We start from the raw sequence: 25,427 nt of genomic DNA, 5'->3' as shown, positions 1-25,427 counted from the left end.
CACGATGCCGGGTCGATTCCTCTCCCATGAGGGACATCTCGTTAGGATCATGGCATGCCAAAGCAGCTTCCCAACATTTCGCGCATCGTTGCCCTCGCGGTTGCAACTGCAGCCACTGCGGCCTTGGTCGCCGGCTGTTCGGCAGGGCCAAAGAACCCGATCGCGACCTTCCAAGTCGCCGGCGGGGAGACTTACAAGATTGAACTGGCCACCTCAGATCTCGTCCGCCATGCGCAGGGGCTCCTTGATGGAGAACAAATCGCATCCATTCCGCTTGGGACAGTTGTGCGTGACGACGCTGGGGTCAACGCCCCCTGGTCATGGCACATCGATCCGGCCACGCTTGAGTTCGCGCGGATGACAATCGAGGTATGCGATGGACTCCCTTCCTACGTGGAGGATCAAACTGTAACAAGTGATCAATTCTGCCCCTGGTCCGCGAAAATAATTTCAATTGACAAGTAGCCCATTGTCGGAGGGATTAAGGCGAGTTGGCGGCCTGCCAATTCTGCGCATGCTGCAAATGGCTTCGTAATAGACGGAAAAGTTTGCTGTAAATGTTGTTATCCGCGCTAAATTGGTGATGCATATCATCTTATTGAGGGGGACAACAGGGTGTCGGATTCGTCGACAAAAGCAGAAGTGCCAGCGCAGGTCAGAAAGAGGTTTACTCTTCCTCGGGGGAGTCTGAGTATTCAATCAAAGTTATTGATCATGCTCCTGGGTGTCAGCCTTGCGTCATCAATCGTGGTGGGGGCAATCGGCTTCGTCAATGGCCGCCAATCCCTTCAGGATGCATCCATCGACCAGCTGATTACCATCCGCGAGATGCGTGCGGCCGAGATGACCACGGAAATTGATGCCATTCGGCGTGACGCCTCGTTGCAGTCCCGCAACCTCAGCGCACAGGCGATGTCCAAGGCACTCAATGCCTCCTTCGAGCAGTTGCAAAACCGGCAAATCACGCCTGAACAGCGAAAGCAGCTCGAGGCCTACTACGCCGAAACATTTGTTCCCGAGCTGGAAAAGAGATCTGGCAAGGCGTATGGGGATGCGGCATTCATCCCCGAATCGACGGCGGGGCAATACTTGCAGCTGCAGTACACCATGAAGAACCAGGATTTGGCCGCTGACTACGATAAACAACTTGCGTTCAATGACTCCGGCGACGGAACCGAATATGCCCTGAATGCCGGCCGCTATGGGGACTATTTTGAACGAATTGTCACGGAAGCGGGCAATGAGGATGCGCTCCTGCTGAATCTTGAAGGGGACATTGTATTCTCTGCCTACAAGGGCATTGACTTGGGCACGAATGTTCTGAGCGGTCCGTATCGGGACTCTTCGTTGGCCCAGGCCTACCAGGACGCCATAGCCACCAATTCTGTTGAAACGGTTACACTCACCGATTTTGAACCATGGATTCCCTCGATGAATGTGCCGACCATCTGGGTGGTGTCGCCGATCGGAAATGACGCCGGAATTACCGGGGCGTTGGCCCTGCAGGTGCCGGTCGAGCAAGTCAACAAGGTGATGACCGGCTCGGAACGGTGGAAGGACCAGGGGCTTGGAGACACCGGTGAGGTCTATCTTGTGGGACGCGACAATCTCATGCGATCGACCTCGCGCAAGCTGGTTGACCATCCGGAAACCTATGCCCAGATGCTGATTCAGAGCGGCACCGCGCCGAGCATTGCTGAACGTGTCGTGGAGGTGGGCGGAACCGTGGCACTGCAGCCTGTCCACACATTTGCCGTCGAGGAGGCCCAAGCCGGTCGGCGCGGAACGATTATCGGCACCGACTACGTGGGTGGGGACAGCCTGACCGCCTACGCACCCTTGGGCGTCGAAGGCTTGGATTGGGTTGTGATCGCGCGCATTGACTCGGCGGAGGCATTTGCCCCGGTCACCGCCTTCACCAGGACCGTCCTGCTGTCGTTGTTGGGCATTCTCCTGGCTGTGGCAATGCTGTCGCTCCTGTTGGCCCAGGTGTTTACCCGTCCGGTTCGCAGCCTGGTGGACGCGGTGCGGCGAGTTGCAGCCGGTGACCTCGAGGTGCAGGTGCCGCAGGGATCGCGTGATGAATTCGGAGACTTGGGCAGTGCCTTCAACGACATGTCCTCGAGCCTGCGGATCAAGCAGGACCTGATTGAGGAGCAGCGGGAAGAAAATGAGAAGCTCCTGCTGACCTTGATGCCCGAGAAGGTGGCCGAACGGTACAAGCAAGGCGATGAGGCAATCACCGAAGCACACGAGAACGTTTCGGTTGTTTTTGCCGAACTGGTTGGGTTCGAAGACTTTGCCCGGGGCCTTTCTGCCGAAGAGGAGATCGGCCACCTCAACGCCCTCATGCGAGGTTTTGACGAGAGCGCAGAAAAGGCCGGAGTTGAGAAGGTGCGAACCCTTCACGGCGGATATCTCGCCTCATCCGGACTGTCTGTGCCACGGGTTGACAATGTGCGCAGAAGCGTTGATTTCGCACGAAACCTCGTGGGCGTTGTCGAACGTTTCAACGACCAGCACCGCACATCTATTGGCCTGCGCGCGGGCGTGGATACGGGAACTGTCACCAGCGGACTTGTGGCGCGGACCAGCCTGGCTTACGACTTGTGGGGCGACGCGGTGAACCTGGCCTACCGGGTGCGGTCCGTTTCGGGTGAACCCGGCATCTATGTCAGCCAGGCAGTTCGTGACAAGACGCAGGGGATTGTCAACTATGTCCAGGCCGGAACAGTTGAGGCACATGGCAAGAGTGAAACAGTCTGGAAGGTGAGCTAAATGGGGGACGCCTTCCAGGACGGATGGGCATGGTGGGTGCTGGCCCTCGCGATCGGCGTTCCAGTGCTTTTGGTCGTCCTCACGGAGACCCTGTCCACGCTGAGCCGGAAAAACAGCCCGCTGGCGGGCCCTGTTCGGCTGCTGCGCAACTGGGTGGTGCCGGCAGGGGCGGTGCTGGGATTGCTGGCCTTCGCCATGCAGTCGCCCGCCGAGCAGGTGTGGGTTCGCGTCGTCGCAACGGTTTTCGGCTTTCTGGTCATCCTGCTAGTGCTCTCATCGTTCAATGTGGCACTGTTCGCCAACGCATCACCGGGTTCCTGGCGGGATCGAATTCCCACTATTTTCATTGAACTCGCCCGCCTGGTGCTCGTGGTTGTTGGCCTTGCCGTCCTGTTCTCCTGGGTGTGGAAGGCCGACGTCGGCGGACTCTTCGCAGCGCTGGGCGTGACCTCGATCGTCATTGGCCTTGCGCTGCAGAATGCTGTTGGCGGAGTTATCTCCGGGCTGTTGCTGCTGTTCGAGCAGCCGTTCAAGATTGGCGACTGGCTCGACACAGGATCTGTGACGGGACGGGTTGTGGAGGTGAACTGGCGTGCCGTGCACATCGACACGGGTGCCGGCATTCAGATCGTCCCCAACTCCACACTCTCCGGGGCCTCGTTCACCAATCTGAGCGAACCTGCCGGACCCTACTCCACGGGGGCCACGGTGGCGTTTTCAACCGACGATCCTCCCCATGAGGTACTTGCCCTCCTTGTGGACGTTGGGAATTCCCTTCCCATGCTGGCCGTGGGGCACCAGGTGACGGCCAACTATCTCGGCTCGGCCAAGTACACCGTTTCGATCCCTGTCCACGGCCCGTCGGCCGCAGGGGAAGCGCTCTCGGTGTACATGTCGTGGCTCTGGTATGCAGCCCGGCGAAACGGCTTGGCCCTTGATGGAGACTGCACGGATCCGCTGGCAGATCCCGCGCGCCTTGCCGCAGCGGTCAAGATTGCCGCCCCGAGTCTCCACCTGGGCGACCACGACCACGAGCCTGTCGTGTCCTCGGCCCGCCTGGAAAGGTACGGAATCGGGGAGGTTGTTCTCACCTCAGGCACCGTCCCCGACCAGGTGCTGCTCGTTGTGTCGGGGCGGGCAAGCCACGCGCTGGAAATTGACGGGGGGCGGATCGAGTTTGCGCACGCCGAACCGGGTGAAATGATCGGCCAAACGGCATTGACCCGGGAGCGCACGCAAGCCGTCACCGTCGCCGCGGATGTCCTCACGCTGCTGGTCATTCCCCTGGCCACCATTGACGCCCTGATTTCAAGGAGCCCCATGCTGGCCACCGAAATTGGTGGTTCGCTGGAGCTGAAGCGACAACTTGCGGATGAAGCACTTGCCGTTCGCGGAATCACTCGGCGCCAGCTGTCGGAGCGTTAGCCAGCAGTGAACAGGCTGGCAGGCCAGAAATCGCCGCTTCTGCCCCGGGCTTGGGTCATGTTTGGGGTGAAAGTCCGCCGAAGTGGGGGGGGGGGGTGGACCGCCCCTCCCCCCAACACAAAGCAAAAAAAACTAAAAAACCACGGTGGGTGTTTGTGGGGTGTTATCGGCGGCGTTGGGGGGGGCTCGGGGCCGCCCCCACTTCCCCCAAACGGATCGCAAACGACGCTTCATCCGATCGCGCATCGTCCCTGAGGCGATTCTAGAGCCGTGTCGTGGCTAAAACAAACTGATTGACCTGATTGTTTGTTGATCGCACCGCCTTGGCGCCGCCGGGCGCGGTGGTAGCGTTGAAATCCAGAGGGTTGCGGTGAGGCCGGCGCTGGAAACATGCTTCTACGAACCCCGTATTGCCACCCAGAGAAGGTCCCCGCCATCATGCAGCAACGAGCCAAAGAGACGCGACGAGCCATTATTGAAGGTGCGGCGCTGGTCTTCGACGAAAAGGGCTACGGGAATGCAAGCCTGAGCGACATCACAGCCCGGGCGAAAGTGACCAGGGGAGCGCTCTACTTTCACTTCCTGTCCAAAGAGGAACTCGCCCTGGCCGTCATCGCGGAGCAGCACTTGCGGGTCCGCATCTTGGCGGAGGAACTTGCTGGCGCCGGCGAACCAGCGCTGGAAATGATCATCGGGATGTGCAGGCTTTTTGGGCGCCAGCTGCTGGATGATTCCGTTGTGAGGGCGGGCATCCGGCTGACTTTTGAAGCGTCGGCCTTTGACGGCGACGTGGCAGCGCCCTACGTGGACTGGATTACCACCATGGAGGCGCTTCTGCGCCAGGCCCAGATCGAGGGATCTGTGGTGGCCGACGTTGATCCTGCCGCGTTTGCGCGATTCCTGGTTGCGTCGTTTACCGGAGTGCAATTGGTGTCGAATGTGTTGGTCTCACGGGCGGACATCATGCAACGGATTGATGAAATGTGGGCGTTCATGATGAAGGCCATCGCCCCTCCCGCCTAAGGCTCTGGGCGTGAGGCGATTTGACCGCAGGGAGTCCGTGCCTCTAGTCTCGATCGAGATGGCCCCACCAGTTGTCCCCCAATAAACTGGTGGGGCCATCGTCATGCCCGCGGCACAGTTGATGGCGTTGTTCGGCCGTCGGGCCCGACTGAAGCCCGGCATGCCAGTTGGCGGCGGCCTGGGCTGCGGAAACGATGAAGGCGAATTCCAGCTCGCCCCCGCCCAACCCGGCCAACTGGCCCAAGTTCTTGAATTCATCCATGAAGCCGCGGAAGTCTCCCTGCCCAGCTGCGCAAAAGGCCTGCGGGTGCACGCCACTTCTGGCAACCCTGTGGACGTCAAGACCAGTGCCATGTTCGTGCAGGCGCAGTGCATACTCATTGGTTTCCTTGGCAAATCCCAGTTTCACCGTGGCACTGGCCAGCGGACGGTTCATCGTGGCGCATCCGGGACCAGGTGCCCGGCCGCTTGCGATTGTTTCAGCCTTTCGCGGCAACCGGTTGGTGGCCCGACGTCATCCGCGTAGGGTGGCACAGGTAAGCAATTTCGTGGACTAGCCAATTGGAGTGGCAATTGACCCTGCAGCAAGCCGTCTGTCCGTGCGTCGCATGCGTCATTGGCCGGGTGGACTTCTAGGATGGCCACGACCGTCAAAACCGAGGCCCGGCCACGGCGCAGCTCGGCAGCCCGCGTGCTGGCCATGGGCATCCCGTTGGCTGTTGCTGCCGGGCTGACCTTGCCGCTGCAGGCGCGGATCAATGGTGAGTTGGGGCATCAATTGCAGGATCCGTTATTGGCGGGACTGTTCAGCTTCGGGGGAGCGGCGCTGGTCATGGCGGTGGCCACGGTTCTCATCCCCGGTGGGCGCACGGCCTTCGTGAAGCTCCTCTCCGATACGCGCAGGCGGACCATCCCCTGGTACTTCCATGCAGCCGGGTTGATTGGCGCCTACTTCATCTTTGCCCAGGCCAGCTTTGTGGCAAGTGTCGGGATCGCCATCTACACCGTGGCGGTGGTGACCGGCCAGACTGTCAGTGGACTTGCCGTGGACCGGATCGGCTTGGGGCCCGGGGGAAAACGTGCCATCACGGCCCTGCGGGTGCTTGGGGTGCTTCTCACAGTGTGCGCCGTGGCCTGGGCGGTGTCGCCCCGGATCTCCGGTTCGCCGGACGCCGTGGCCATGTTGGTGCCGCTGGCTCTCACAGGCCTGGCTGGCGTGTTGATGACCTTTCAGCACGCCGTCAACGGCAGGATTGCCGCGCAAGTCCACTCGCCCATTCCGGGCACGCTGATTAACTATGGTGTTGGAAGTGCGGCACTGGCCCTGATCTGGGTTCTCAAGCTTGCCCTGACCGGTGGGCTCCCCACGCTGCCCAACGATCCGTGGCTGTACGTGGGCGGCGTGCTGGGCTGCATCAACCTGGTCCTGAGCGCGCTGCTGATCCGGCGCATCGGTGTCCTGCTGACCGGGTTGAGCATGATCGCCGGACAATTGATCGGTGCCCTCCTGATGGACTGGCTGCTGCCGGTGGCCGGGAGTGTCATCTATCCGCAAACCGTCTACGGCACACTGCTCACACTTGCGGCGATTGTCGTGGCAGCGATGCCAGGACGGGCCCTGGAGGGGTTCTGGCGCCGCGGTTCCAAGGCTCGCCAGGACTCTGCCGCAGAAGCCGGCGGCAGGTAATTTTCGCTGCGTGGCAGCGTCTCCGTCAATCTCAAGCCCACGCTTGAGTCCCGAAACAGGTCCAACAGTTAACGATGGCTGGCAATGCCCAGAAACGTGGCGGGCTGCTCCTGCGGGAGCCTGGGCGTTTGCTGGGCCGGCACCGTGCCATCCGCCCGCGCCGTCCTCCCGGGGGATTCTGGTTATGCCGACGCCGTCCGCAGTCAAGTTCCACAACCGGTTGCCATCGGTTACGCTTGGTCGAAATGGCGTGGATGCGCCGAGCCCAAGAGCAAGGAATGCTGCCATGGCAGAGACGTTTTTTCAGGTGGTTGTCCGCTACACAGTCCAGTCCGGGGAGATCGACGCGGTGCTGGCATTGCTGGGTGAAATGGCCGCGGCAACACGCACCGAGGAAGCAAATTTGGGTTACGAGTTTTTCCAGGGCGCAGAGGACCCGGCGCAGATCGTGATCCTGGAACGCTACAGGGATGCGGCGGGCTTTGCCGCCCACCGCGACTACGAACACTTCCAGCGCATCGGTGTTTCCCAGATCATTCCAAGGCTTGCGGGCCGGGCCGTCCAGACTTTCGAGAACGCCACGGAATCCTAGCCAGGCAGCGCTTGACCCGTCGATGCTGATGCGTGGTGGGGCGGCCCAGTTAACTTATGGCACTGCGCAGGGAATAATGCTAGCCATGACCAGCAAGGAGACCGGCAAGGATCAAGCCGACAAGGCGGCACCTGCTGATGCCAGCTTCACACTGCCCGAAGCCATGACCGGGCGGGCCAGCCCGGCGAAAGCCGCGGTGGGCGACAAGCCCGTGTTCGCCTATATCGCCAGCTTGCCGCAGCCCCAGCGCGGCATTGCCGAAGCAATCGATGCCTTGGCGGCCAAGACGCTTCCCGGACTCCAGCGTTCCGTGAAGTGGGGCATGGGGTACTACGGCGTCGGCGACGGGTGGTGCTTTTGTTGCGGCGGCTTTGCCGGCCACGTCAAGCTCATGTTTGTGAACGGCACCGCACTGGACCCGGTGCCGCCGGTGGCACCCGTGGGCATGGGCAAGCTCACGCGGGGTGTGGAGCTTGAATCAGAGCAGGACATCGACGAGCGCCAGATTGCGGACTGGATGAAACAAGTCACGTCCGTGCCAGGTGTTGGTGGCAAGAAGCGCCAAAGCTGAGCTTCCGGGCCGCTGCCCTACTTGGCGGGCTTCCCGGCCGCCACCGAAGTGTCCATGAGCCCGGCCAAGCCGTCGTCCTCGATGTCGCCGGCACCCGCCGTGTCGGAGTCCCCGTGCGTGGCCGGGCCTTCGTTCTCTGCCAACGGCGCCTCGTCGTCAGCAGCATCCGGGGCCGCCACGTCATCTGCATTGAATTCAAGAACAGAGCTGCGATGACGGCGGTCATCGGCCAGCTTGAACAGCCGGCCGGCCGCCTCGGCGTCGCCGGCCTCAGCCAACAGGGCGCCGGCAGCCATCAAGGCCTCGGCAGCCACCGCATTCTCACGGTATTCGAAGTAGGCCCGCGCCGTGGGGACATCAATGATTTCGTTGATCTGGGCGCTGACACGGCTGGCATCGGCCAAGGAGTAGCCATGGCCGAGGCGGTAGACCTCGTGGTAGAGCTGGCCGAAATTCTCTTCCCGGAAGTCCATGGACCGGTCCAGGCGGGCTTTCAGTTCGTCTTGCTCGGCGCCGGAGAGGTCGTCAATTTCCAGCCCGAGCCGCTGTGCAAAGGCACGCATGTACGCGGCGCTGGCCAGCGGCATCCCACCCGGCATGAGGCCGTGTACGGGCGGCTCGGTTGCTTCCTGGCCAGGGGCGGAAAAGAGGGCAAGGAACTTTTGGACCAGGGCGTGCATGGGAATCCTCCAACGACTAAAACTGATCCTCAATTCTCCCAGCCTCCGGCACGCTTGCGTGCACGATTTGCCGTGATGCTCGACGCACCTGCCGGGTGCCAGCTGCCACGCCTGGGCACCGGCTCCACCACCCCTTGACTGGTTGCCGTCCCCAACTACAGTGGGAGAAACCGGCAACCACACTTGAAGGAGCAGCGATGACTGTCCGCGCCGACCTGAACATTTCCCTCGACGGTTTTGCCACCACCACCGACCAAACCCCTGAGAATCCGTTCGGACTCGACTGGGGGCGCCTGGTTGGCCCCTACACCGCGACCCGGACGTTTCGCCAGCGGGTGCTCCACGATGACAGCGGTGAGGGAACCCAGGGCGTGGACGACCGCTACGCACAGGCCTACTTCGCCGAGGTTGGTGCGGAGATCATGGGCGCCGGGATGTTTGGTCTCCACAACTTCCCGGACGACCCGGATTGGCGCGGCTGGTGGGGCGAGGAGCCACCTTTCCGTGTGCCGGTGTTCGTCCTCACGCACACGGAACGGCCGCCGCTTTCAATGGCCGGGGGCACCACCTTCGAGTTTCTGTCCGCCAGTCCGGTTGAGGTGCTCAAAATGGCCCAGGATGCGGCCGGTGGCAAGGATGTGCGGATCGGCGGTGGCGCCACGGTGGTTCGAGACTTCCTCAAGGCCGGTCTGATTGACCAGCTTCACGTCGCCATCAACCCCATCCTGCTGGGCCGGGGCATCCGGCTCTGGGACGAGCTCCGGGAGCTTGAGTCCGGCTACAACGTCAACACCGAAGTTGCCGAGAGCGGCATCATCCACCTCACCATGCGCAGGGAATCTCAGGCGTAGCAGTGTGACTCCGCACCCCATAAGGACCATGCAAAGAATTGCCCGAGTGGCGCCAGCGGGAGCAACAAGAACCAATTAACGCACCGGAAACAAAACGGTGACCAGTCCGTCGCATCGTGTGGATAACGTTTCACCTGACCTTCCCGCAACGAAAGTGATGGCCGGATGAACAGTGATTCACACAGCACCCAAATTCTTGAGCCATTGGCGCCCGGCGATACCGCTGTGGAAACAATTGGCCAGGGACCCGCAATTGCCGGCAGCGGCGCCGCGGCCAGCGCCGCCAAGGAGAGCCTGGAAGACTACACCCTCAGGTTTGCGCCCCGCTCCTACCGCAAATGGACAGCCGGTGTGGTGGCAACTAGCGCGTTGGGCGGGATCGCCTATCTGGCGGACTTCTCCATCGGCGCAAATATTGGCATTGCCTACGGCACCACGAATGCCATTCTTGGCATTATTGTTGCCGCGCTGATTATTTTCGCCACCGGGTTTCCGCTGGCATATTATGCAGCCCGCTACAACATTGACCTTGACTTGATTACACGCGGGTCCGGATTCGGATATTACGGCTCCGTCGTCACAAACGTCATCTTTGCAACGTTTACTTTCATATTCTTTGCGCTTGAGGGTTCCATCATGGCCCAGGGGCTGCAATTGGGGCTCGGCATCCCGCAATGGATTGGATATGCCGTCTCCACCATTGTCATTATTCCGTTTGTCATCTACGGCATGAAAACCCTGGCCAAGCTTCAGGTCTGGACCACTCCGCTGTGGCTGCTGCTGATGGTGGTCCCGGTGGGCTATTTGCTGCTGTCCCACCCCGGCAGCATTGATGACTTCTTTGCCTTCACCGGCAAGTCGGGAGCCGGGGGCACCAGCATTGCCTCGATCATGCTGGCCGCCGGCGTGTGCCTGTCGTTGATGGCCCAGATTGCCGAGCAGATCGACTACTTGCGCTTCATGCCGCCCAAGACCGCTGCAAACAAGGGTGCCTGGTGGCGTGCAGTGATCCTGGCCGGACCCGGCTGGGTCATCTTCGGCGCGATCAAGCAGATCGTGGGCATGTTCATTGCCATCTACCTGATCGCCAAGCTGGATCCGGCGGCGTCGGTGCATGCCAACGAACCGGTGCACCAGTTCCTGGGTGTGTACCAGGAGATGATGCCGGCCTGGCTCGCCATGAGCCTGGCAGTGGTCCTGGTGGTCATTTCACAGCTCAAGATCAACGTGACAAATGCCTACTCGGGCTCGCTGGCATGGACCAACAGCTTCACCCGGGTCACCAAGAGCTATCCCGGCCGAATGGTGTTTGTCATGGTCAATCTGCTGATTGCCCTGGCCCTGATGGAAGCCAACATGTTTGAGTTCCTGAACACCATTCTGGGTTTCTACGCCAACTGCGCCATGGCCTGGATTGTCACTGTTGCCTCAGACATTGTGATCAACAAGTACCTGCTCAAGATCTCGCCCAAGGTGCCCGAGTTCCGCCGAGGCATGCTCTACGCCATCAACCCCGTGGGGTTTGTGTCCATGCTGGGTTCGGCGGGGGTTTCCATCGCCGTCTTCTTCGGCGCATTTGGCTCCACCATCCAACCGTACTCACCCATCTTCGCCGTAGGCCTGGCCTTGCTGCTGCCGCCCGTGCTGGCCGTGGCCACCAAGGGCAAGTACTACCTGCGCCGCACGGACGACGGAATTGACCTGCCCATGTTTGACGCCGACGGCAACCCCAGCGACCACAAGCTGCTCTGCCACGTGACCGGGATTGAGTTTGAACGCCCGGACATGCTCCGCTCAGCCATTGACGGGCCCGACGGCGAACCCCGGTATGTCTCCTCGCTTGCCCTCTCCACTGACAAGACAGGTGAACTGGTGCTGCCCGCGCAGACGTAGTGCACGTGGCTACCCGGGTGGAAGTTGCAGCCACCCGGGTGCCAGGTCACGGAAGGCGCGCGTCCCAAGCAGGGATGCTCCGGCCGGCAGGCAACCGATGAACTGCGTCCCCGGGGTTTGCTGCAGGCTCTCACGGTTGCCCAGTTCAATGTCCGACGGCGCCACTGGCCAGGAGCCGATCACCACCGCCGGGGCCGCGAAGCCCCGGCGGTGCAGTGCTTCCAGCGTCAGTGCGGTGTGATTCAAGGTGCCCAGGCCGCTGCGGCAGACCACCACGAAAGATGTCGCGCCAACCCCGCTGCTTGCTGCCGCGAGGTCCGCAAGCGTGTGGCCGTCGGCATCAAGTTCCACCAGCACGCCACCGGCACCTTCCACCAACACACGGTCGTGGCTGGCAGCCAGGTCCGCAATGCGGGCCACGTGGTGGGCCAGCAGCGGCAGTTCACGGTTTGCCCGGCCGGCGGCGGCACGTGGTGCCATGGGGTCATCCAGCCGGATGCCCTCATGAACTGCCAGGATGCCGCTGAGCCGGGCAACCTCGTCAACATCACCATGCCCGCCTGCGGGAACCCCGGTTTGGGTTGGCTTGTAAACGGCCACGCTCGCCCCGGTGGCTGACAGCGCAACGGCCAGGGCCGCCGTCGTCAGCGTCTTTCCAACGTCGGTGTCCGTGCCGGTGATGAAGGTGACGCTCATGGGAGTACCTTGCCGGAGAGTTGGGCATTGACAGTGAGTTGGGCATTGACAGTGAGTGGGGCTTGGAAGGAAAGCAGCCGCAGCCACTGCGGGGGCGCGCCCGCCGGTTGCAGGTGCGGCAGGGCGCGGGCCGTTTCCTCCAGCACCAGCGCGGTTTCCAGCTCGGCCAGCTTGGCGCCCAGGCAGCGGTGCAGCCCGTGGCCAAAAGCGAGCGAATAGGCAGTTGCCCCCGCCTGACCGGAGTGCCGCCCGGTCAATTCCAGCAGGATTTCCGCCCCCGCCGGAATGGCCTGGCCCGCCACCTGGGTGTCGCGAAGTGCTGCCCGCCGCCAGGTGTGGACGGAGGATTCTGTGGCCAGCACCCGTCTGACATGGCTGCGGGCAGCATCCGGCTCGGCCAGGGCCGCCCATCCGCCGGATTCCAGCCCGCGGAAGAATACGGTGTTGATGAGTTGCGAGGTGGTTTCCTGGCCGGCAATGACCAGGAAATAGCCCAGCGAGCACACCTCGGCGCTGGAGAGCCCGGCCGCGTCCAGCACGCCAAAAAGCGATTCCGTGCCCCGTGCGGCTGCCGCCTCCTGCCGGAGCCAGACGTAGAATTCCGCGGCACTGGCTGCCAGTTCCAGCTGCCGTGCGGGATCCGGCCAGCCCCAGAACAGCTCCAATGAATCCGTGCTCCAGCGTTTCAGGACGTCCAAATCCGGGGTTGGCTGCCCCGTGAGTTCGGCCATGACAATGGGTGGGATGTGCCTGCCCACTGACTCCGCCAGATCCACAGGGCCATGCTCCAGCGCGATGCTGGCGCCGGCCAACCGGTGCCGGGCCAGCTCCCGGACGCGGGGTTCAATGGCTGCGACTTTTCCGGGCGTGAAGAAGCGGCCCACCAGGGTGCGCACCGCCCTGTGCTGGGCGCCGGTGGCTGAGGCCAGCACCGGCGGCAGGGCAAAACGGACCTTGCTCAGGGCGCGCAGCGTGGCCGGGGCCAGCGGTACCACCGAGGTCAGGGCATTCGTTGGCGCGAAGTCTTCCGTGCGGCGCATGATGTCCCGCACCTGGGCCGGCTCGCCAATCACTGAATAGTTCATGCCGAGCCATCCTTCGCAGCGGATTCCACGGCCTGCGCCACGGTGTTTGCAGCCCATTCCAGCTCTGGTTCAGTCAGGTTGGCCCGGGCCGTGAGCCGGAGGCGGGACACGCCGTCGGGCACGCTGGGCGGGCGGAAACAGCCCACCGACACGCCCCGGGTCCGCAGCCCGGCCGCCAACTCCGCTGCCCGGGCGGCCGATTCCACCGGGATGGATTGCACGGCACCCGCGGCCTGTGGGACACCGCACCGGGCGGCCAGGGCTGCCGCATTCGCCAGCACGCGGCCGGCAAGCTCCGGTTCCAGCCGGACGATGGCCGCGGCCCGCGCGGCTGCCGCTGCCGCCGACGGTGCCAGGGCCGTGTCGAAGATGAACGTCCTGGCCGTGTTGACCAGATGCTCCCGGAGCGCGGGCGATCCCAACACGGCCCCACCCTGCGAGCCCAAAGCCTTGGACAGCGTGGCCGTGACAGCAACGTGCGGCGAAGCGGCCAGGCCCGCGGCATGCGCGGCACCCCGCCCCTGGTCGGCCACGCCAATCCCGTGGGCCTCATCCACCAGGAGCAGCGCGTCAAAGGTGGCACACAGCCTGGCCACGGCGGACAAGTCTGCCGCGTCGCCCAGCACGGAGTAGATGGATTCCAGCACGACGACGGCCCGCGGCTGGGTGCGCCCGGCCAGGGCTGCGCCAATGGCAGCGATGTCATGGTGGGCCACCTCAAGTGAGGGGGAGCGGGAGAGCCTGATGCCGTCAAGGAGCGATGCGTGTACGTGTGCGTCGTGGATGATCAACGTTCCCGGCCCACCCAAGGCAGTCAGCACACCGATGTTGGCGGTGTAGCCGCTGGAAAAGGCCAGCGCCGCCTCTTGCCCGGTGAGCAGGCACAGCTGCTCCTCCAAGTCCTGGTGGGCCGCCGTGGTGCCGCACACCACGCGGGAGCCCCGGGCGCCGGCGCCGAACTGGTGCAGTGCCGCGGTGGCTGCTTCGATGACGCGGGGATCCGCGGAGAGGCCCAGGTAGTCGTTGGAGGCCAGGTCCACCAGAATGCCCTGGGGTTCGGTGCCGCGCTGCATCCCGCGGCGTTCGCGGACCTGGGCCCTGGAACCAAGCCAGGCCTGCATGGCAGTCGTTGCGCCGGCCATCAGCCATGCACCCCGTCGACGGCGGCGCAGACACCCGCGCCAATCGTGGCCACGTCTTCCGCTGAGCTGATGAACGGCGGCATGGTGTAAATGAGGTTGCGGAAGGGGCGGATCCAAACCCCGCAGTCCAGGGCCGCCGCGCTTGCGGCCTTCACGTCCACGGGCACGGTCAGTTCCACCACGCCCACGGCACCCAAAACCCGCACCTCCTTGACGGCGTCCAGCCCACGGGCCGGGGCCAGGGCAGCGGCCAGCCCGTGTTCGATGCCGGCCACCTGCTGCTGCCAGTTTGACGTTTCCAGCAGCTCCAGTGAGGCCGAAGCCACGGCACACGCCAGGGGGTTGCCCATGAACGTTGGCCCGTGCAGCAACGCCCGCAGCGGGGATTCGGTGACCACCGCGGCAACCCGGCTGGAGCACAGCATGGCGGCCAGGGTCAGGTAGCCGCCGGTCAGGGCCTTGCCCACGCACATGATGTCCGGGACCACGTCCGCCCATTGCGAGGCGAACAGCTTCCCGGTCCTGCCAAAGCCCGTGGCGATCTCATCCACAATGAGCAACAAGCCGTTCTCGCTGGCCACCCGCCGTGCGGCAGCCAGGCATTCGGGTGCATAGACGTGCATGCCGCCGGCGCCCTGGAGCACGGGCTCCACAATGATGGCCGCCAGCTCGTCGCTGTGGCCGCGGACCATTGCCTCAAGGGTGTCAATCCACGCGGCCACCTCGCTGCTGTCGGCCCGCAGCACGCCACCCACAAGCCGCGCCGCCGGGGGTCGCGGCAGGAACAGCTGCTCCCGAATCTGGGCGGGGAAGGCTGCGTGCATGCCATCCACGGGGTCGCACACGGCCATGGCGGCAAAGGTATCGCCGTGGTAGCCGCCGCGCAGCGCCAGGAAGCGGTTGCGGCCGGGCCGGCCACGCCCTAGCTGGTACTGCACGGCCAGCTTCAGGGCCACCTCAACAGAGACCGAGCCGGAGTCGGCGAAGAACACATGGTCCAGCCCGGTCATGGCGGCCAATTGCTCGGCCAGCCGCACGGCCGGCTCGTGGGTCAGCCCGCCAAACATGACATGGCTGAAGCGGCCAGCCTGGTCCAGCAGGGCTGCATCCAGGGCGGGGTTGCGGTAGCCGTGGATGGCCGACCACCACGAACTCATGGCATCCACCGCCTCAAAGCAGCTGCCGTCCTCCGCCGCGAGGCTCAGCCGCGTGCCCTGCGCCCCGTGCGCGGCATACGGTGCGTCGCCGCCCAAGGGGGCGTAGGGGTGCCACAACAATCCGCGGTCGCGCTGGATGAGTGTGCGGCGCGTCAGTGGTGCTTCCTCCGCGGCCGCCGTGGCAGTGCCACTAAGCATTGGGGGCCATCGCCGTGCCGGCGCCGCGGCGGCGAATGGTGAGCGGCCCGCCGGAGGGGGAGCCGCCGTCGTCCGGCTGCTGGGCTGCCTTGCTGCCCAGCACCACAAAACCGTTGTCCGCAATCATGTCCAGGTCTGCCGTGGCCTCCTGGCCCTCGCTGGTGAGGTAGTCGCCCAGGAACAGGGAGTTGGCCACGTGCAGGGCCAGCGGCTGGAGCGAGCGCAGGTGCATCTCGCGCCCGCCGGCCATGCGGAGCTCCGTGGCGGGGCAGGCAAAGCGGACCAGTGCCAGCACGCGCAGGCAGGCAGCCGGGGTCAGCAGCCAGGTGCCCTCCAGCGGGGTCCCGTCGAACGGCATCAGGAAGTTCACGGGAATGGAATCGCTTTGCAGCCCGCGCAACGCAAAGACGGCGTCAATGAGCTGATCGTGCGTTTCTCCCATGCCAACGATCACGCCGGAACAGGGGGAGAGGCCGGCATCCTTGGCCTGCTCCACGGTGCGGACGCGGTCGGAGAATTCGTGCGTTGAGCAGATGTCCGCATACATCTCCTCGCTCGTGTTGAGGTTGTGGTTGTAGGCGTCAACGCCAGCGGCCTTCAGTCGACCGGCCTGCCCCTCCTTCAGGATGCCCAGGCAAGCGCAAACCTCAACGTCCGGGTGCTGGCCCTTGAGCTCGGTGACCATGCCGGCCACGCGGTCCACGTCCCGGTCGCTGGGACCCTTGCCGCTGGCCACCATGCAGACTCGTGAGGCTCCGGCGCGGATGCCGGTGGCGGCCTGCGCCACGGCATCCTCGGGCTTGAGCCAGGTGTACTTCAGGATTTGGGCGGCCGAGCCCAGTCGCTGCGAGCAGTACGTGCAGTCCTCCGGGCACAGCCCCGATTTCAGGTTGACCAGGTAGTTCACCTTGACGGTGTTGGCGAAGTGGGCGCGGCGCAGGCGCGCGGCCGCGGCCACCACCTCCAGCAGCTGGTCGTCGGTGGAATCGAGGATGGCAAGGGCTTCCTCGCGGGTCAGGGTGGCGCCGGTCAACTGCCGGGCGGCGAGGTCATCGAAGTAATTGAACACTGTTCAAGTGTGGGAGTTGGGTGTGCCGCTGTCAATTGGGGCCGCCTTCCATGGGGGATGATGGTGGGGTGCCGCCGGGGCACGGGAGCGCAACGGAAGGGGCAGGAGCCAATGGCATTGACCCGCGAGCAGATCGTCGATGCCGCCATGGCCATCCTGCGCGATTACGGGCTGGCAGATTTGTCCATGCGCCGCCTGGCCCGGGACCTGGACGTCCAGCCCGGGGCGCTCTACTGGCACATCAAGAACAAGCAGGACCTGCTCACGGTGCTGGCCGGATTGATCCTGGAACCCGTGGGCCAGGCGGCGTCACTGCGCGGACTTGCCCTGGCCATCCGCCGGGCGTTGCTGTCGGTGCGCGATGGCGCTGAGGTGGTGGCCCTGGCCCATGCGCTGGCACCGCAGGGGCCTTCACCGTTGCTGCAGTTTCGCCAATTGCTTGACGCACAAGGCCTCTCCCGGCAGGACGGGCAGTGGGCCGCCGATGCACTGATCCACTACATTCTGGGCGCCGCCACACAACAGCAGACCTCGGCCGGCCTGGCCCGGGTGGGCCTGGTGGAGCACACGGACGACGGCGCCGATGCCGCCTTTGAATTCGGCCTGGGGATATTCCTGGCCGGCCTGGGTGCGGGATCCGCTTAGGGGCCTGGCCATTTAGGCACTGGCCAAGCGGCCGGCGGTTCAGGAAGAATTGGTGCTCCGGAGTTCCGCCAGGAGCCCGGCCTCCTCCGCAGCCGACAGCCCGGCACGCCGGGGCTTGTCGATGCCGGTGGCAACTTCCCATGCGAGGGTGTCCAGCAGCGTCTCTGCCAGGGGACGCAAGGTGAGTCCGGCCGACTTGGCCCGTCCGTTGCTCCTGGCGTTCATGCCGCGCCACAGCGGATCATCGAGCCACAGCGGCAGCGATTTCCCGCCGGCCCATTCCGCCACTCCGTGCCGGTGCAGCCAATCCGGTGCCGCGCTGACAAGCGGTCCAGTGTGGCCGGCTGCCTGGCGGGCAACGGCAAGGTGTTCATCGAAGGTGGCAACGTCGCCTGTGGCGTTGAAAACGCCGTGGAGCTGCGCCAATGACGCCCGCACAATCCATGCGGCGAGGTCGCGCACGTCAATGATGCTGGCCGGCAGGCCCGGGGCCGCTGGAACCAGGACGGCGTTGTCCGGTGTGGACGGGTGGGCGAAGCGCAGGGGCCAGTAGCCCGAGCGGCCAAAAATGTCCCCGGGGCCGCCGATGAGCCCGGCCCGCACCACGAGGGACCGGGCATCGCCGAAGCCGGCAAGGACGGCCTGTTCACACGCCACCTTCGCTTCCCCGTAGCTTTCCATGGACTCCATGACGTCGCCATTGAGCGGGGGCAGAAGCGCTGCATCCTCATCCTGTCCCTGGGTGCCCTGGTCCGCATAGACGTTGGCCGAGGAGATGAACACAAAGAACTTCGCCTGTCCCTGCAGCTCGCGCACGGCACGCCTCACCTGGCCCGGTTGGCGGGACACGTCGACCACCACATCCCACCGCTGCGCTGCGACTGTGCCAAGCCCGTCCGCCGTGTCCCTGTCCGCACGGACAAAGGTGGCGCCCGGGGCCCACGCCCCGGATTCGCCACGGGCCAGGCAGGTCACCTCGCCGCCCTGGGCAATGAACGCTTCAGCCATTTCGCGGCCAAGCCACGCGGTGCCGCCGAGAATCAGGATCCGTCTCATGGGGCCAGTCAAGCCGGGTTTGCAGCCGTGCGCCAGAGGCTTCGCGGCCAGCGGAACCGGCCCAACCGGCGAGGGCCGTTGTGCGCCCGTCGGTCCGCGTGCTACGTTTCCCCTGATCGTGATCGACGCTGAAGGAGGTGAGTCCCATGAACGCAGTATCCGCAATGGGTGCTCCCCGCAGTCCACGGTCGTGCGACTGATCCAGTCGCCGCAGGGAGCCCCGCACAGGCAATTCGCGAAAGGCGACTCCCATGAATTCACCAACTTTTTCAACCCTCCACGCCACGCCCGGGCCACGCTTCGAACGGTGGCAGGCACCCGCCGGTGAGCGGGCCCTGGTCCTCGGCGGCGGCGGATCCACCGGCAATGCCTGGCTGATCGGCGTCGTTGCCGGCCTGCACGAGGCCGGCCTGGATGTGAGCCGCGCCGGGCTCATCATCGGAACATCGGCCGGGTCCACGGCCGCGGCCCAAATCACCGCGGCGGACCCCGCCCGGCTGCTGGAAGAAACCCTTGCCGCAGTTCCCCGGCGGCGGACGGCCCCGCCGGAACCGCCGCGCAAAGGCGGCCCGGCACGGCCCGCCGCCAGCCCCCTGGACAGGACGCTGAGAATCATTGCGGCCGCCGGGAATCCGGATGAAATGCGCCGCAGCATGGGTGCGGCGGCGCTGGAGCGCGACTCCGCATCGGACGGTTCGTGGCAGGCTGCGTGGCTCTCGACCGTGGCCGCACGGCTGCCCAGCCAGCTGTGGCCGGAGCAGCACGTGGCCATCACGGCGGTCGACGCCGCCACCGGCGAACCCGTGGTGTTCGACCGCCACAGCGGAGTGGAGCTGGCCGACGCCATAGCCGCAAGCTGCTCCAGCAGCCTGCCCTACGGGATTGGGAACAACCACTACATTGACGGCGGCTACCGCCGTTCCAGCGAGAACGCCGACCTCGCAGCCGGCTGCCGGCGCGTGCTGGTGCTGTCACCCTTTGGCGGCAGGTCCCTGCATCCGCCGGCCTGGGGCATGCACCTTGCGGCCCAGCTTGAGGACCTCCGTGCGGCGGGCGCCACGGTCCAGGCCATCGTCCCGGACGCCAGCTCCGAACACTTGTTTGGCGCCAATGCCATGGACCTTTCGCTGCGCCCCGCCGCCGCCCGGGCAGGGCACGGGCAGGGCATTGCCCTGGCCGGACAGATCGCCGGGTTCTGGGGCTGACACGCCGGGCCGGGAATAGGCAGTGCGCATCCGCCGGTTGGCGCAAGCGAACCCAAACCGGTGTGTGAACACCCAACCCAGCCGCAGGAGACCTCCTTGAACCTCTTTTCCCCGCTCACCCTTGGCGCGCTGCAACTGCCCAACCGCCTGGTCATGGCGCCCCTGACCCGTTCCCGCTCCGGCGTGGACGGCGTCCCGGGGGATTTGGTGGTGGAGTATTACCGGCAGCGCGCCACCATGGGCATGCTGGTCTCGGAAGGCACCTACCCCAGTGCCGCCGGGCAGGCGTTTGTGCGCCAGCCCGGCCTGGTGACCGGGGAGCAGATCGCCGGCTGGCAGCGAGTCACCGCCGCCGTCCACGCCGCCGGCGGGCGGATCATCGCCCAGGTCATGCACTCGGGCCGCATCACGCACCCGGAGACCAACGGCGGGCACACTGCCGTGGCCCCCAGCGCCCTGGCGCACGACGGCGAAAGCCGCACCTATGCGGGGAAGCGGGCCTACCCCGTGCCGCGCGCCCTGGAAACGGCAGAACTGCCGGCCATCGTCGAGGAATTCGTCCAGGCCTCCCGCAACGCCATCGAAGCCGGGTTCGACGGCGTTGAGCTGCACGGCGCGAACGGATACCTCCTGCACCAGTTCCTGTCCCCGACATCAAACACGCGCAGCGACGCATATGGCGGCAGCCCGGAGAACCGCGCCCGGCTTGTCGTTGAGACCACCACGGCCGTGGCACGGGCCATCGGCGCCGGGCGCACGTGGCTGCGGATCTCGCCGGAGCACAACTTCCAGGGCGCCTTGGAGACCGACCCGGCCGACGCCCTGGCCACGTACGCCGCACTGGCCGACGGACTTGCATCGCTGGGTCTGGCCGGCCTGAGCATCCTGCACCGGGACCCCTCCGGCAGCCTGGTCCAGGACGTGCGGGCGCGCTTTGGCGGGCCGGTGCTCCTGAACTCCGGCTTTGAAAGCATCACCACGCTCAAGGACGCCCAGGACATCCTGGGCTGGGCCGACGCCGTGGTGGTCGGCCGTCCCGCATTGGCCAACCCGGACTTGGCGCACCGCTGGGAAAAGGGGCTGCCGCTCAATGAGCCCGACTTCGCAACGTTCTACACGGAGGGCGCCGCCGGATACACGGACTACCCGTTCTGGTCCAACTAGGGCCGCCCCAGCAGCAGGGCCGGGCTGGCGAGCCTGCCGGGGTCGAGCAGCCTGGCCAGCACCAGTGCCGCCCCTGCAACGCCGACGAACAGGCCCGTGCTGCCGGGAGCCCTGACCCCGGCCGGCCAGGCCAGGGGGTCGTCGTCGAGCATGTCGACGGCGGCAGCGGCCAGCTGGCGCGCCGCGTCCAGGTGGGCCCGGACTTGCCATGTTTCACTGGCGAGCACGAGTGCCTCCAGCGGCCCGCCCAGGCCGTGGCACAGGGTCAGCCCGCCAGGCACACCGCCACTGCCAAGTTCGCGCTGCAATTCGGTGCCACAGGCTGCCACGGCCGCCTCGGCCTCGGCCCGAAGGAGGTCCGCCGGCAGCCCCAGTCCGGCCGGGAGCTGCAGGAGCCGCAGCCGGACCGCGGCAATTCCGGCCGCGCCGTGGCACCACAGCGCCGGATGCGCCGGCGGTTCCGTGCGCAGGTCCGGCCAGCCGCCCTCGATGGGGCTGAACCAGGCCGATTCCCAACGCAGCGCCTGGACCGCGAGCGCCGCAGCCTTCGCGGCACAGGGCGGATGGGCCGCAGCCGCCTCGGCGAGGGCCAGCGCAATTCCGCTGTTGCCGTGGGCCATGCCGCACAGCGGCCTTCCCTCCGGTGCATTGGATTCGGGCCAGCAGACACCCGTTGGGGTGGCGGTGGCCATCTCGTCGAGTTGGTCCACCGCCTGGACCGTCGAAGTTCCACAACGGCCCATGCGGACCTGGGCCAGGAGCAGGCCGGCAAGCCCACCCGTGAGGTCGGCGCCCTGAAAGACTGACGGGTCCGGGAGCTGCCCCGGGGCCTGGCCGGCTGCATGGTGCGCCAAGGCGATTCCGGCCTGCCCGGACAGCAGCCCCGGTTCATCTGCGTGGAGCATGCTGTGCGCTGCCCGCGTGGCAAGCCCGGCCAGGTCCTCCCGGTCCGTGGCCCGGGCCAGGGCGGCGAGCGCCCAAGCCATGCCTGCGTCGCCGTCGTACAGGCTGGGGCGCCCACCCACCATGCACACGGGCTCTCCGCCGGCGTCGAGCTCCCAGCTGGGCCAGCCGGCACGGTCTCCTGCCGTCAATGCGGTTGCGGTGATGGCGTCAAGGCACCGCTCCAGGGTTTTGCGGAGCAGGGGCAGGGCAGGATCTTCAGGCATTGGCGGGCCTTCCCATGTGCGGTGCCGCGGGATCCAGGCCGGCCGCCGTGAACTCCTCGGCGGCGGCGCGAAGGAATGACTGGTCGTCCCCGTCCAGGCTGCGCAGCATGGCCGCTGCCACGAGGGAGCACCGGCTCTCGCCAAAGCTTCTGCCATCTCCCGGGTCCTGGGCCCACGCAACGCCGGGGGAGAGCGGCCCCGTCAGCGGTGGACCGGCGTGGTCTTGCACCCGGCCCGTGGCGCACTCCCCAATGGCGCCAAAGGCGGCCGTGGACGCCAGGTAGACCACGACGGCGTCGGGCCGGCCCAGGCTTTCGGCGTGGGCGGCAACCTTGACCATCCACGGTTCAGCATGTTCCTCCAAGGCCACTGTCAATGCGCCGACCAGGCTGGGCAGCTCCCACACTGCGGGGCTGAGGTACACCCGCGTGGTTCCCTCCGGGGCCGTGCGGGGGTCCCAGCCGCAGCCCCAGCTTCGCCACCACCCCTCCGAGGTGACACCGCCGGAGCGGGGCACTGCCACCACATCCTCACCCGGCTGGACGGGCAGGCCCGTGCGCCCACTGCCTGCCACGTGCGTGTAGCCCCCGCGCAGCAGCGCCCTGGCCCGGCCGCCGGCGCCCCGGGCAACCACCACCCCGCCGGCGCCCTGCCCGACGGCGGTGGCCGCTTGCCAGCCAAGGGCCTCCTGCTGGGCCAGGCGCAGCATTCCCTCCAGGGGAGGCCATGCAGGATCCAGCCGGACATCGGCCCGGGGGGCGGCATACCACCGGGTGTAGAGGAATGCCGCAAGGTCCTGCCCGGCAGCAACCGCAGGCACCCCCATGGCCCTGGCTTCGCACAGGGACCTCGCATGGGCCGGGCTGAACATGTTCACCGTCACCGCCCGCCATGGGTGGCCAGGAATGAGGCGGCATGCCTCCGGGCGGCCTCGAGCTGTTGGGCGCCGTCGGCGGCCCGGCCCCCCGGCTGGGAGCCGAGGGCCGCCAGCTGCCAGGCTGTCTGGAGCGCCCGCACCGTGAGCATGGCGTCATCCAGCCGTGCCGGGCCGCCCAGGCGCCAGTATTCGGTCAGGAATTCCGTCCCCGTGCCGCCCAGCCCGCGCAGGGTGGACACCGCCGTGGCCAGGTCCCAGTCGGGGCAGCCCAGCCCGGCGCCCTCCAAGTCCACCAGGGAAGCCTTGTCCCCGTGGATGATGACGTTGTTCGCCGAGACGTCGCCGTGGATCCAGGCTGTGCGGGTCCACCCGGCTGCGGCATGCCCCAGGGCGGCCCGCACCTCCGGATCGCGGGCCAGCTCCAGGACTGCGGAGAACGCCGACCCGGGCGGGCTGCCCGCCATGGACGGCGGGAGGTTCCCGGGCCGCAGCGCCCAGGGTTCGGCCGCCCGGGGCAGCTCCGCCGCGGGCCCGTCCACGGACCAGGTGTGAAGCTGCACGAGCGATTGCGCCAGTCCCCGGCAGGCGCCGTCGAACGCGGCACTGCCGCAGGGAATCTCGGCCAGCGGCCTGCCCGGCATGGCCTGCACCCAGACGGCATTGCCGCCATCCACCGGCAGCGCGCTCGGGATGCACTCCAGTCGCACCAAGGCGGTGAGCACCGAACGCTCATTGAGCACCACGTCGTCCCCGTCCAGCAAGGACGACGCGCCGCGCTGCTTGACGTAGGCCACCGGAACGCCGTTCCGCTCCACCCGGTGGACCACGTTGCTGCGGGACTGCGGGAACACGGCGATGATTCCGTCCAGAATCTCGCCTGCGTCCAGCAGTCCCGCCTCAACAGCGCGGGCCACCAGGGCGGGGACGGCAACCGTGCTCAGCTTTCACCCTCTTGTTCAAGGGTTGCGATTTCCTCCAGGGCCGCAAGGTAGCCGGCAATGTAGGACGGGTCCGTGTCGAAGGAGTCGGTGTCGTACTGCGAGCCCGTCCAGCCGGAATCCCCGCGCGGCCCCGGGTTGATGACCTCCCCGGGGATCTCCCAGTCTCCCGGGCAGCCACCGCGCGTCAGGACGTTGCACAACGGGCGGGTGACCGTCACGCACACCGGGATGCGGGTGGCGGGGCAGGAGATGGCGCGCGTGACGATGTTGCACACCGCGGGGCGGGTCACCACGTCGCAGACAACGGGCCGGGTCAGGGTGCAGATGGCCGTGCGCGTCTGTACGTAGCAGGTGGCCGGCCGGGTCAGCTCACAGATGGTCAGGCGGGTGTTCAGGCACGAGACGATGGGCCGTGTCACCACCACTGCCGGGCGCACCAGCAGGTCGACGCCGAGCTCGTTCAGGGCCGCTGCGATCGGGTTGGCAAATGTGGTGGAGCCGTCGGAGGAACCTGCGAACAGCAGGCCCACAACGTTGCGGTTCATGTCCAGCACCGTGGACCCGGAATCCCCGTGGTCGGAGAAGCGGGCGGACTGCGCCGTGTCGGTGGCGATGCGGATCTGGTGCCGCAGCGTCCTGCTGCCAATGCCGTCTCCATAGTCAATGGTGATGGTGGCGTCAGTCGAGGCGACATTGCCGAAGGTGTGCTCCGTGGTCCGGCCGCGCTTCTGCACGGCCATGCCCGTGGTGGCCACGGCCGTGCCGGCCACGTCGCCGATGCCCTCAACGGTGTAGTCCCAGGCCTTGGCGGAATCGACCGTGACAACGGCGCCGTCGGTGTTCTCCGTCAGCTGGGCACGCGTCAACGCACCGAATTCCTGGGTGGCCGGGCTGCCCCCGTCCACACGCCCCGGCTGGACCATCCTGTTGCCCACGGCCCAGCCACTGTCCACACAGGCAACGTGGAAGTTGGTCAACGCCATGGTGGCGCCGCTTGCACGGTCCCGCACCATGGCACCGAGGGTTCCGACAAACACGTAGTTGCCAGGGGCCGGAACGTCCGGCGGCGACAGGAACACGCTGCGTGAGGGGCCCATGCTGATGCCGCCGTGCAAGGTGGTGTAGCTGGTGGCGTCCACCTGGAGGCCGGCCTCGAGGTGGACCATGGCCGGCTGCAGTTCGATGACCATCTGCTGGACGTCGGTCTTGACCCCGTCCACCACGGGCGGAACCACGTCCTTGGCATCCAGGGCGGACTTCTTCTTCTTGGCCTCCACGTAGACAACGATGCTCATCTCCCCGGTGGGCTTGCCGCCGCTGACCTTCTCACCAATGTCGACGCCAACCACGCCGGGGGTGCTAAGGAGCTTGTCCTCCACTGCCTCCTTGACGGGGCGGATGGCCGCCTTCTGCTGGTGCGCGCTTCCCTCAGACATCATGGGCTCCTAACTTCTCCAAGCCGCAACGCATGGGTTTGGATGTCCGTCCCCGAAAAGCTTTTCCCCCGGGGCATTGCATTACCT

General features: G+C 66.0%; 24 protein-coding genes. 12 read left to right on the top strand and 12 right to left on the bottom strand.

Annotation, left to right across the window (positions count from 1 at the left end; translation table 11 throughout):
- Positions 1–54 precede the first annotated feature (54 nt).
- The 4 genes from PCK14_RS01295 to PCK14_RS01280 all read left to right on the top strand — a co-directional run bounded on the left by PCK14_RS01295 (position 55) and on the right by PCK14_RS01280 (position 5,226).
- Complete coding sequence (locus PCK14_RS01295; RefSeq protein WP_269936653.1) at positions 55–465, top strand: BP74-related protein; 411 nt, start codon at positions 55–57, stop codon at positions 463–465.
- Between the two features lie 249 nt (positions 466–714).
- Positions 715–2,778 carry an adenylate/guanylate cyclase domain-containing protein gene (locus PCK14_RS01290; RefSeq protein ID WP_269936652.1) on the top strand — a complete coding sequence of 688 codons (2,064 nt, stop codon included), beginning with the start codon at positions 715–717 and terminating at the stop codon, positions 2,776–2,778.
- Complete coding sequence (locus PCK14_RS01285) at positions 2,779–4,203, top strand: mechanosensitive ion channel domain-containing protein (RefSeq protein ID WP_269936651.1); 1,425 nt, start codon at positions 2,779–2,781, stop codon at positions 4,201–4,203.
- A 438-nt stretch (positions 4,204–4,641) separates the two neighbouring features.
- A complete protein-coding gene (locus tag PCK14_RS01280) occupies positions 4,642–5,226 on the top strand; it encodes a ScbR family autoregulator-binding transcription factor (protein WP_269936650.1) in 585 nt (194 codons plus the stop codon).
- Between the two features lie 43 nt (positions 5,227–5,269).
- On the opposite strand, the gene PCK14_RS01275 is transcribed toward PCK14_RS01280, so the two are convergent.
- The gene (locus tag PCK14_RS01275; RefSeq protein WP_269936649.1) at positions 5,270–5,488 is read right to left on the bottom strand and encodes a hypothetical protein; all 219 of its coding nucleotides are present in this window, start codon (positions 5,486–5,488) and stop codon (positions 5,270–5,272) included.
- A gap of 375 nt (positions 5,489–5,863) precedes the next feature.
- Here PCK14_RS01275 and PCK14_RS01270 point away from each other — a divergent pair, with 375 nt between their 5' ends.
- The 3 genes from PCK14_RS01270 to PCK14_RS01260 all read left to right on the top strand — a co-directional run bounded on the left by PCK14_RS01270 (position 5,864) and on the right by PCK14_RS01260 (position 8,076).
- Complete coding sequence (locus PCK14_RS01270) at positions 5,864–6,913, top strand: DMT family transporter (protein ID WP_269936648.1); 1,050 nt, start codon at positions 5,864–5,866, stop codon at positions 6,911–6,913.
- 286 nt (positions 6,914–7,199) lie between these two features.
- Positions 7,200–7,505: a putative quinol monooxygenase gene (locus tag PCK14_RS01265; protein WP_269936647.1), complete on the top strand. Its 306-nt coding sequence runs from the start codon at positions 7,200–7,202 to the stop codon at positions 7,503–7,505.
- Positions 7,506–7,590: 85 nt separating this feature from the next.
- Positions 7,591–8,076, top strand: a complete 486-nt coding sequence (locus tag PCK14_RS01260; RefSeq protein WP_269936646.1) for a DUF1801 domain-containing protein — start codon at positions 7,591–7,593, stop codon at positions 8,074–8,076.
- A gap of 17 nt (positions 8,077–8,093) precedes the next feature.
- Here the strand turns inward: PCK14_RS01260 and PCK14_RS01255 are convergent, their stop codons facing one another.
- Positions 8,094–8,756 carry a hypothetical protein gene (locus PCK14_RS01255; protein ID WP_269936645.1) on the bottom strand — a complete coding sequence of 221 codons (663 nt, stop codon included), beginning with the start codon at positions 8,754–8,756 and terminating at the stop codon, positions 8,094–8,096.
- A 197-nt stretch (positions 8,757–8,953) separates the two neighbouring features.
- Here PCK14_RS01255 and PCK14_RS01250 point away from each other — a divergent pair, with 197 nt between their 5' ends.
- Both PCK14_RS01250 and PCK14_RS01245 read left to right on the top strand, forming a co-directional pair.
- Positions 8,954–9,607, top strand: coding sequence for a dihydrofolate reductase family protein (locus PCK14_RS01250; RefSeq protein ID WP_269936644.1), 654 nt, complete (start codon positions 8,954–8,956; stop codon positions 9,605–9,607).
- Between the two features lie 165 nt (positions 9,608–9,772).
- Positions 9,773–11,500, top strand: a complete 1,728-nt coding sequence (locus PCK14_RS01245; RefSeq protein WP_269936643.1) for a purine-cytosine permease family protein — start codon at positions 9,773–9,775, stop codon at positions 11,498–11,500.
- Between the two features lie 9 nt (positions 11,501–11,509).
- On the opposite strand, the gene bioD is transcribed toward PCK14_RS01245, so the two are convergent.
- Genes bioD through bioB form a run of 5 tightly spaced genes read right to left on the bottom strand, consistent with a single transcriptional unit; the run spans position 11,510 to position 16,847 of the window.
- On the bottom strand, positions 11,510–12,196 hold the full coding sequence (bioD, locus tag PCK14_RS01240) for a dethiobiotin synthase (RefSeq protein WP_269936642.1): 687 nt from the start codon (positions 12,194–12,196) through the stop codon (positions 11,510–11,512).
- A complete protein-coding gene (locus PCK14_RS01235) occupies positions 12,193–13,281 on the bottom strand; it encodes a cytochrome P450 (RefSeq protein WP_269936641.1) in 1,089 nt (362 codons plus the stop codon). Before PCK14_RS01235 ends, bioD begins: the two co-directional genes overlap by 4 nt.
- Complete coding sequence (locus PCK14_RS01230) at positions 13,278–14,423, bottom strand: aminotransferase class I/II-fold pyridoxal phosphate-dependent enzyme (protein ID WP_269936640.1); 1,146 nt, start codon at positions 14,421–14,423, stop codon at positions 13,278–13,280. Before PCK14_RS01230 ends, PCK14_RS01235 begins: the two co-directional genes overlap by 4 nt.
- Complete coding sequence (locus PCK14_RS01225) at positions 14,423–15,778, bottom strand: adenosylmethionine--8-amino-7-oxononanoate transaminase (RefSeq protein ID WP_269936639.1); 1,356 nt, start codon at positions 15,776–15,778, stop codon at positions 14,423–14,425. Before PCK14_RS01225 ends, PCK14_RS01230 begins: the two co-directional genes overlap by 1 nt.
- Complete coding sequence (gene bioB / locus PCK14_RS01220) at positions 15,771–16,847, bottom strand: biotin synthase BioB (protein WP_269936638.1); 1,077 nt, start codon at positions 16,845–16,847, stop codon at positions 15,771–15,773. The genes PCK14_RS01225 and bioB overlap by 8 nt, the downstream gene beginning before the upstream one ends.
- Before the next feature lie 111 nt (positions 16,848–16,958).
- Here bioB and PCK14_RS01215 point away from each other — a divergent pair, with 111 nt between their 5' ends.
- Positions 16,959–17,492, top strand: a complete 534-nt coding sequence (locus PCK14_RS01215; RefSeq protein ID WP_269936637.1) for a TetR family transcriptional regulator — start codon at positions 16,959–16,961, stop codon at positions 17,490–17,492.
- A 39-nt stretch (positions 17,493–17,531) separates the two neighbouring features.
- Here PCK14_RS01215 and PCK14_RS01210 read toward each other — a convergent pair whose 3' ends face one another.
- Positions 17,532–18,548 carry an NAD-dependent epimerase/dehydratase family protein gene (locus PCK14_RS01210; RefSeq protein WP_269936636.1) on the bottom strand — a complete coding sequence of 339 codons (1,017 nt, stop codon included), beginning with the start codon at positions 18,546–18,548 and terminating at the stop codon, positions 17,532–17,534.
- Between the two features lie 251 nt (positions 18,549–18,799).
- Between PCK14_RS01210 and PCK14_RS01205 the strand changes: the two genes are divergently transcribed.
- Positions 18,800–19,753 (top strand): patatin-like phospholipase family protein, encoded by a 954-nt coding sequence (locus tag PCK14_RS01205; protein WP_269936635.1) that lies wholly within the window; start codon positions 18,800–18,802, stop codon positions 19,751–19,753.
- Positions 19,754–19,849: 96 nt separating this feature from the next.
- Positions 19,850–20,917: an alkene reductase gene (locus tag PCK14_RS01200; protein ID WP_269936634.1), complete on the top strand. Its 1,068-nt coding sequence runs from the start codon at positions 19,850–19,852 to the stop codon at positions 20,915–20,917.
- Here PCK14_RS01200 and PCK14_RS01195 read toward each other — a convergent pair.
- From PCK14_RS01195 to PCK14_RS01180, 4 genes are read right to left on the bottom strand one after another with little or no spacing between them, the layout of a single operon-like run.
- A complete protein-coding gene (locus PCK14_RS01195; RefSeq protein ID WP_269936633.1) occupies positions 20,914–22,086 on the bottom strand; it encodes a lanthionine synthetase LanC family protein in 1,173 nt (390 codons plus the stop codon). The two genes, PCK14_RS01200 and PCK14_RS01195, sit on opposite strands and share 4 nt — an antisense overlap.
- Positions 22,079–22,969: a T3SS effector HopA1 family protein gene (locus PCK14_RS01190; RefSeq protein WP_269936632.1), complete on the bottom strand. Its 891-nt coding sequence runs from the start codon at positions 22,967–22,969 to the stop codon at positions 22,079–22,081. The genes PCK14_RS01195 and PCK14_RS01190 overlap by 8 nt, the downstream gene beginning before the upstream one ends.
- Positions 22,966–23,877, bottom strand: coding sequence for a phosphotransferase family protein (locus PCK14_RS01185; protein WP_269936631.1), 912 nt, complete (start codon positions 23,875–23,877; stop codon positions 22,966–22,968). Before PCK14_RS01185 ends, PCK14_RS01190 begins: the two co-directional genes overlap by 4 nt.
- Positions 23,878–23,900: 23 nt before the next feature.
- On the bottom strand, positions 23,901–25,340 hold the full coding sequence (locus tag PCK14_RS01180; RefSeq protein ID WP_269936630.1) for a hypothetical protein: 1,440 nt from the start codon (positions 25,338–25,340) through the stop codon (positions 23,901–23,903).
- Positions 25,341–25,427 lie beyond the last annotated feature (87 nt).

The organism is Arthrobacter sp. HY1533, assembly GCF_027568515.1.
In the GTDB taxonomy this organism is placed as follows: domain Bacteria; phylum Actinomycetota; class Actinomycetes; order Actinomycetales; family Micrococcaceae; genus Specibacter.
Note: the sequence above shows the minus strand (reverse complement) of the source record. Positions and strands in the feature narration are given on the sequence as shown.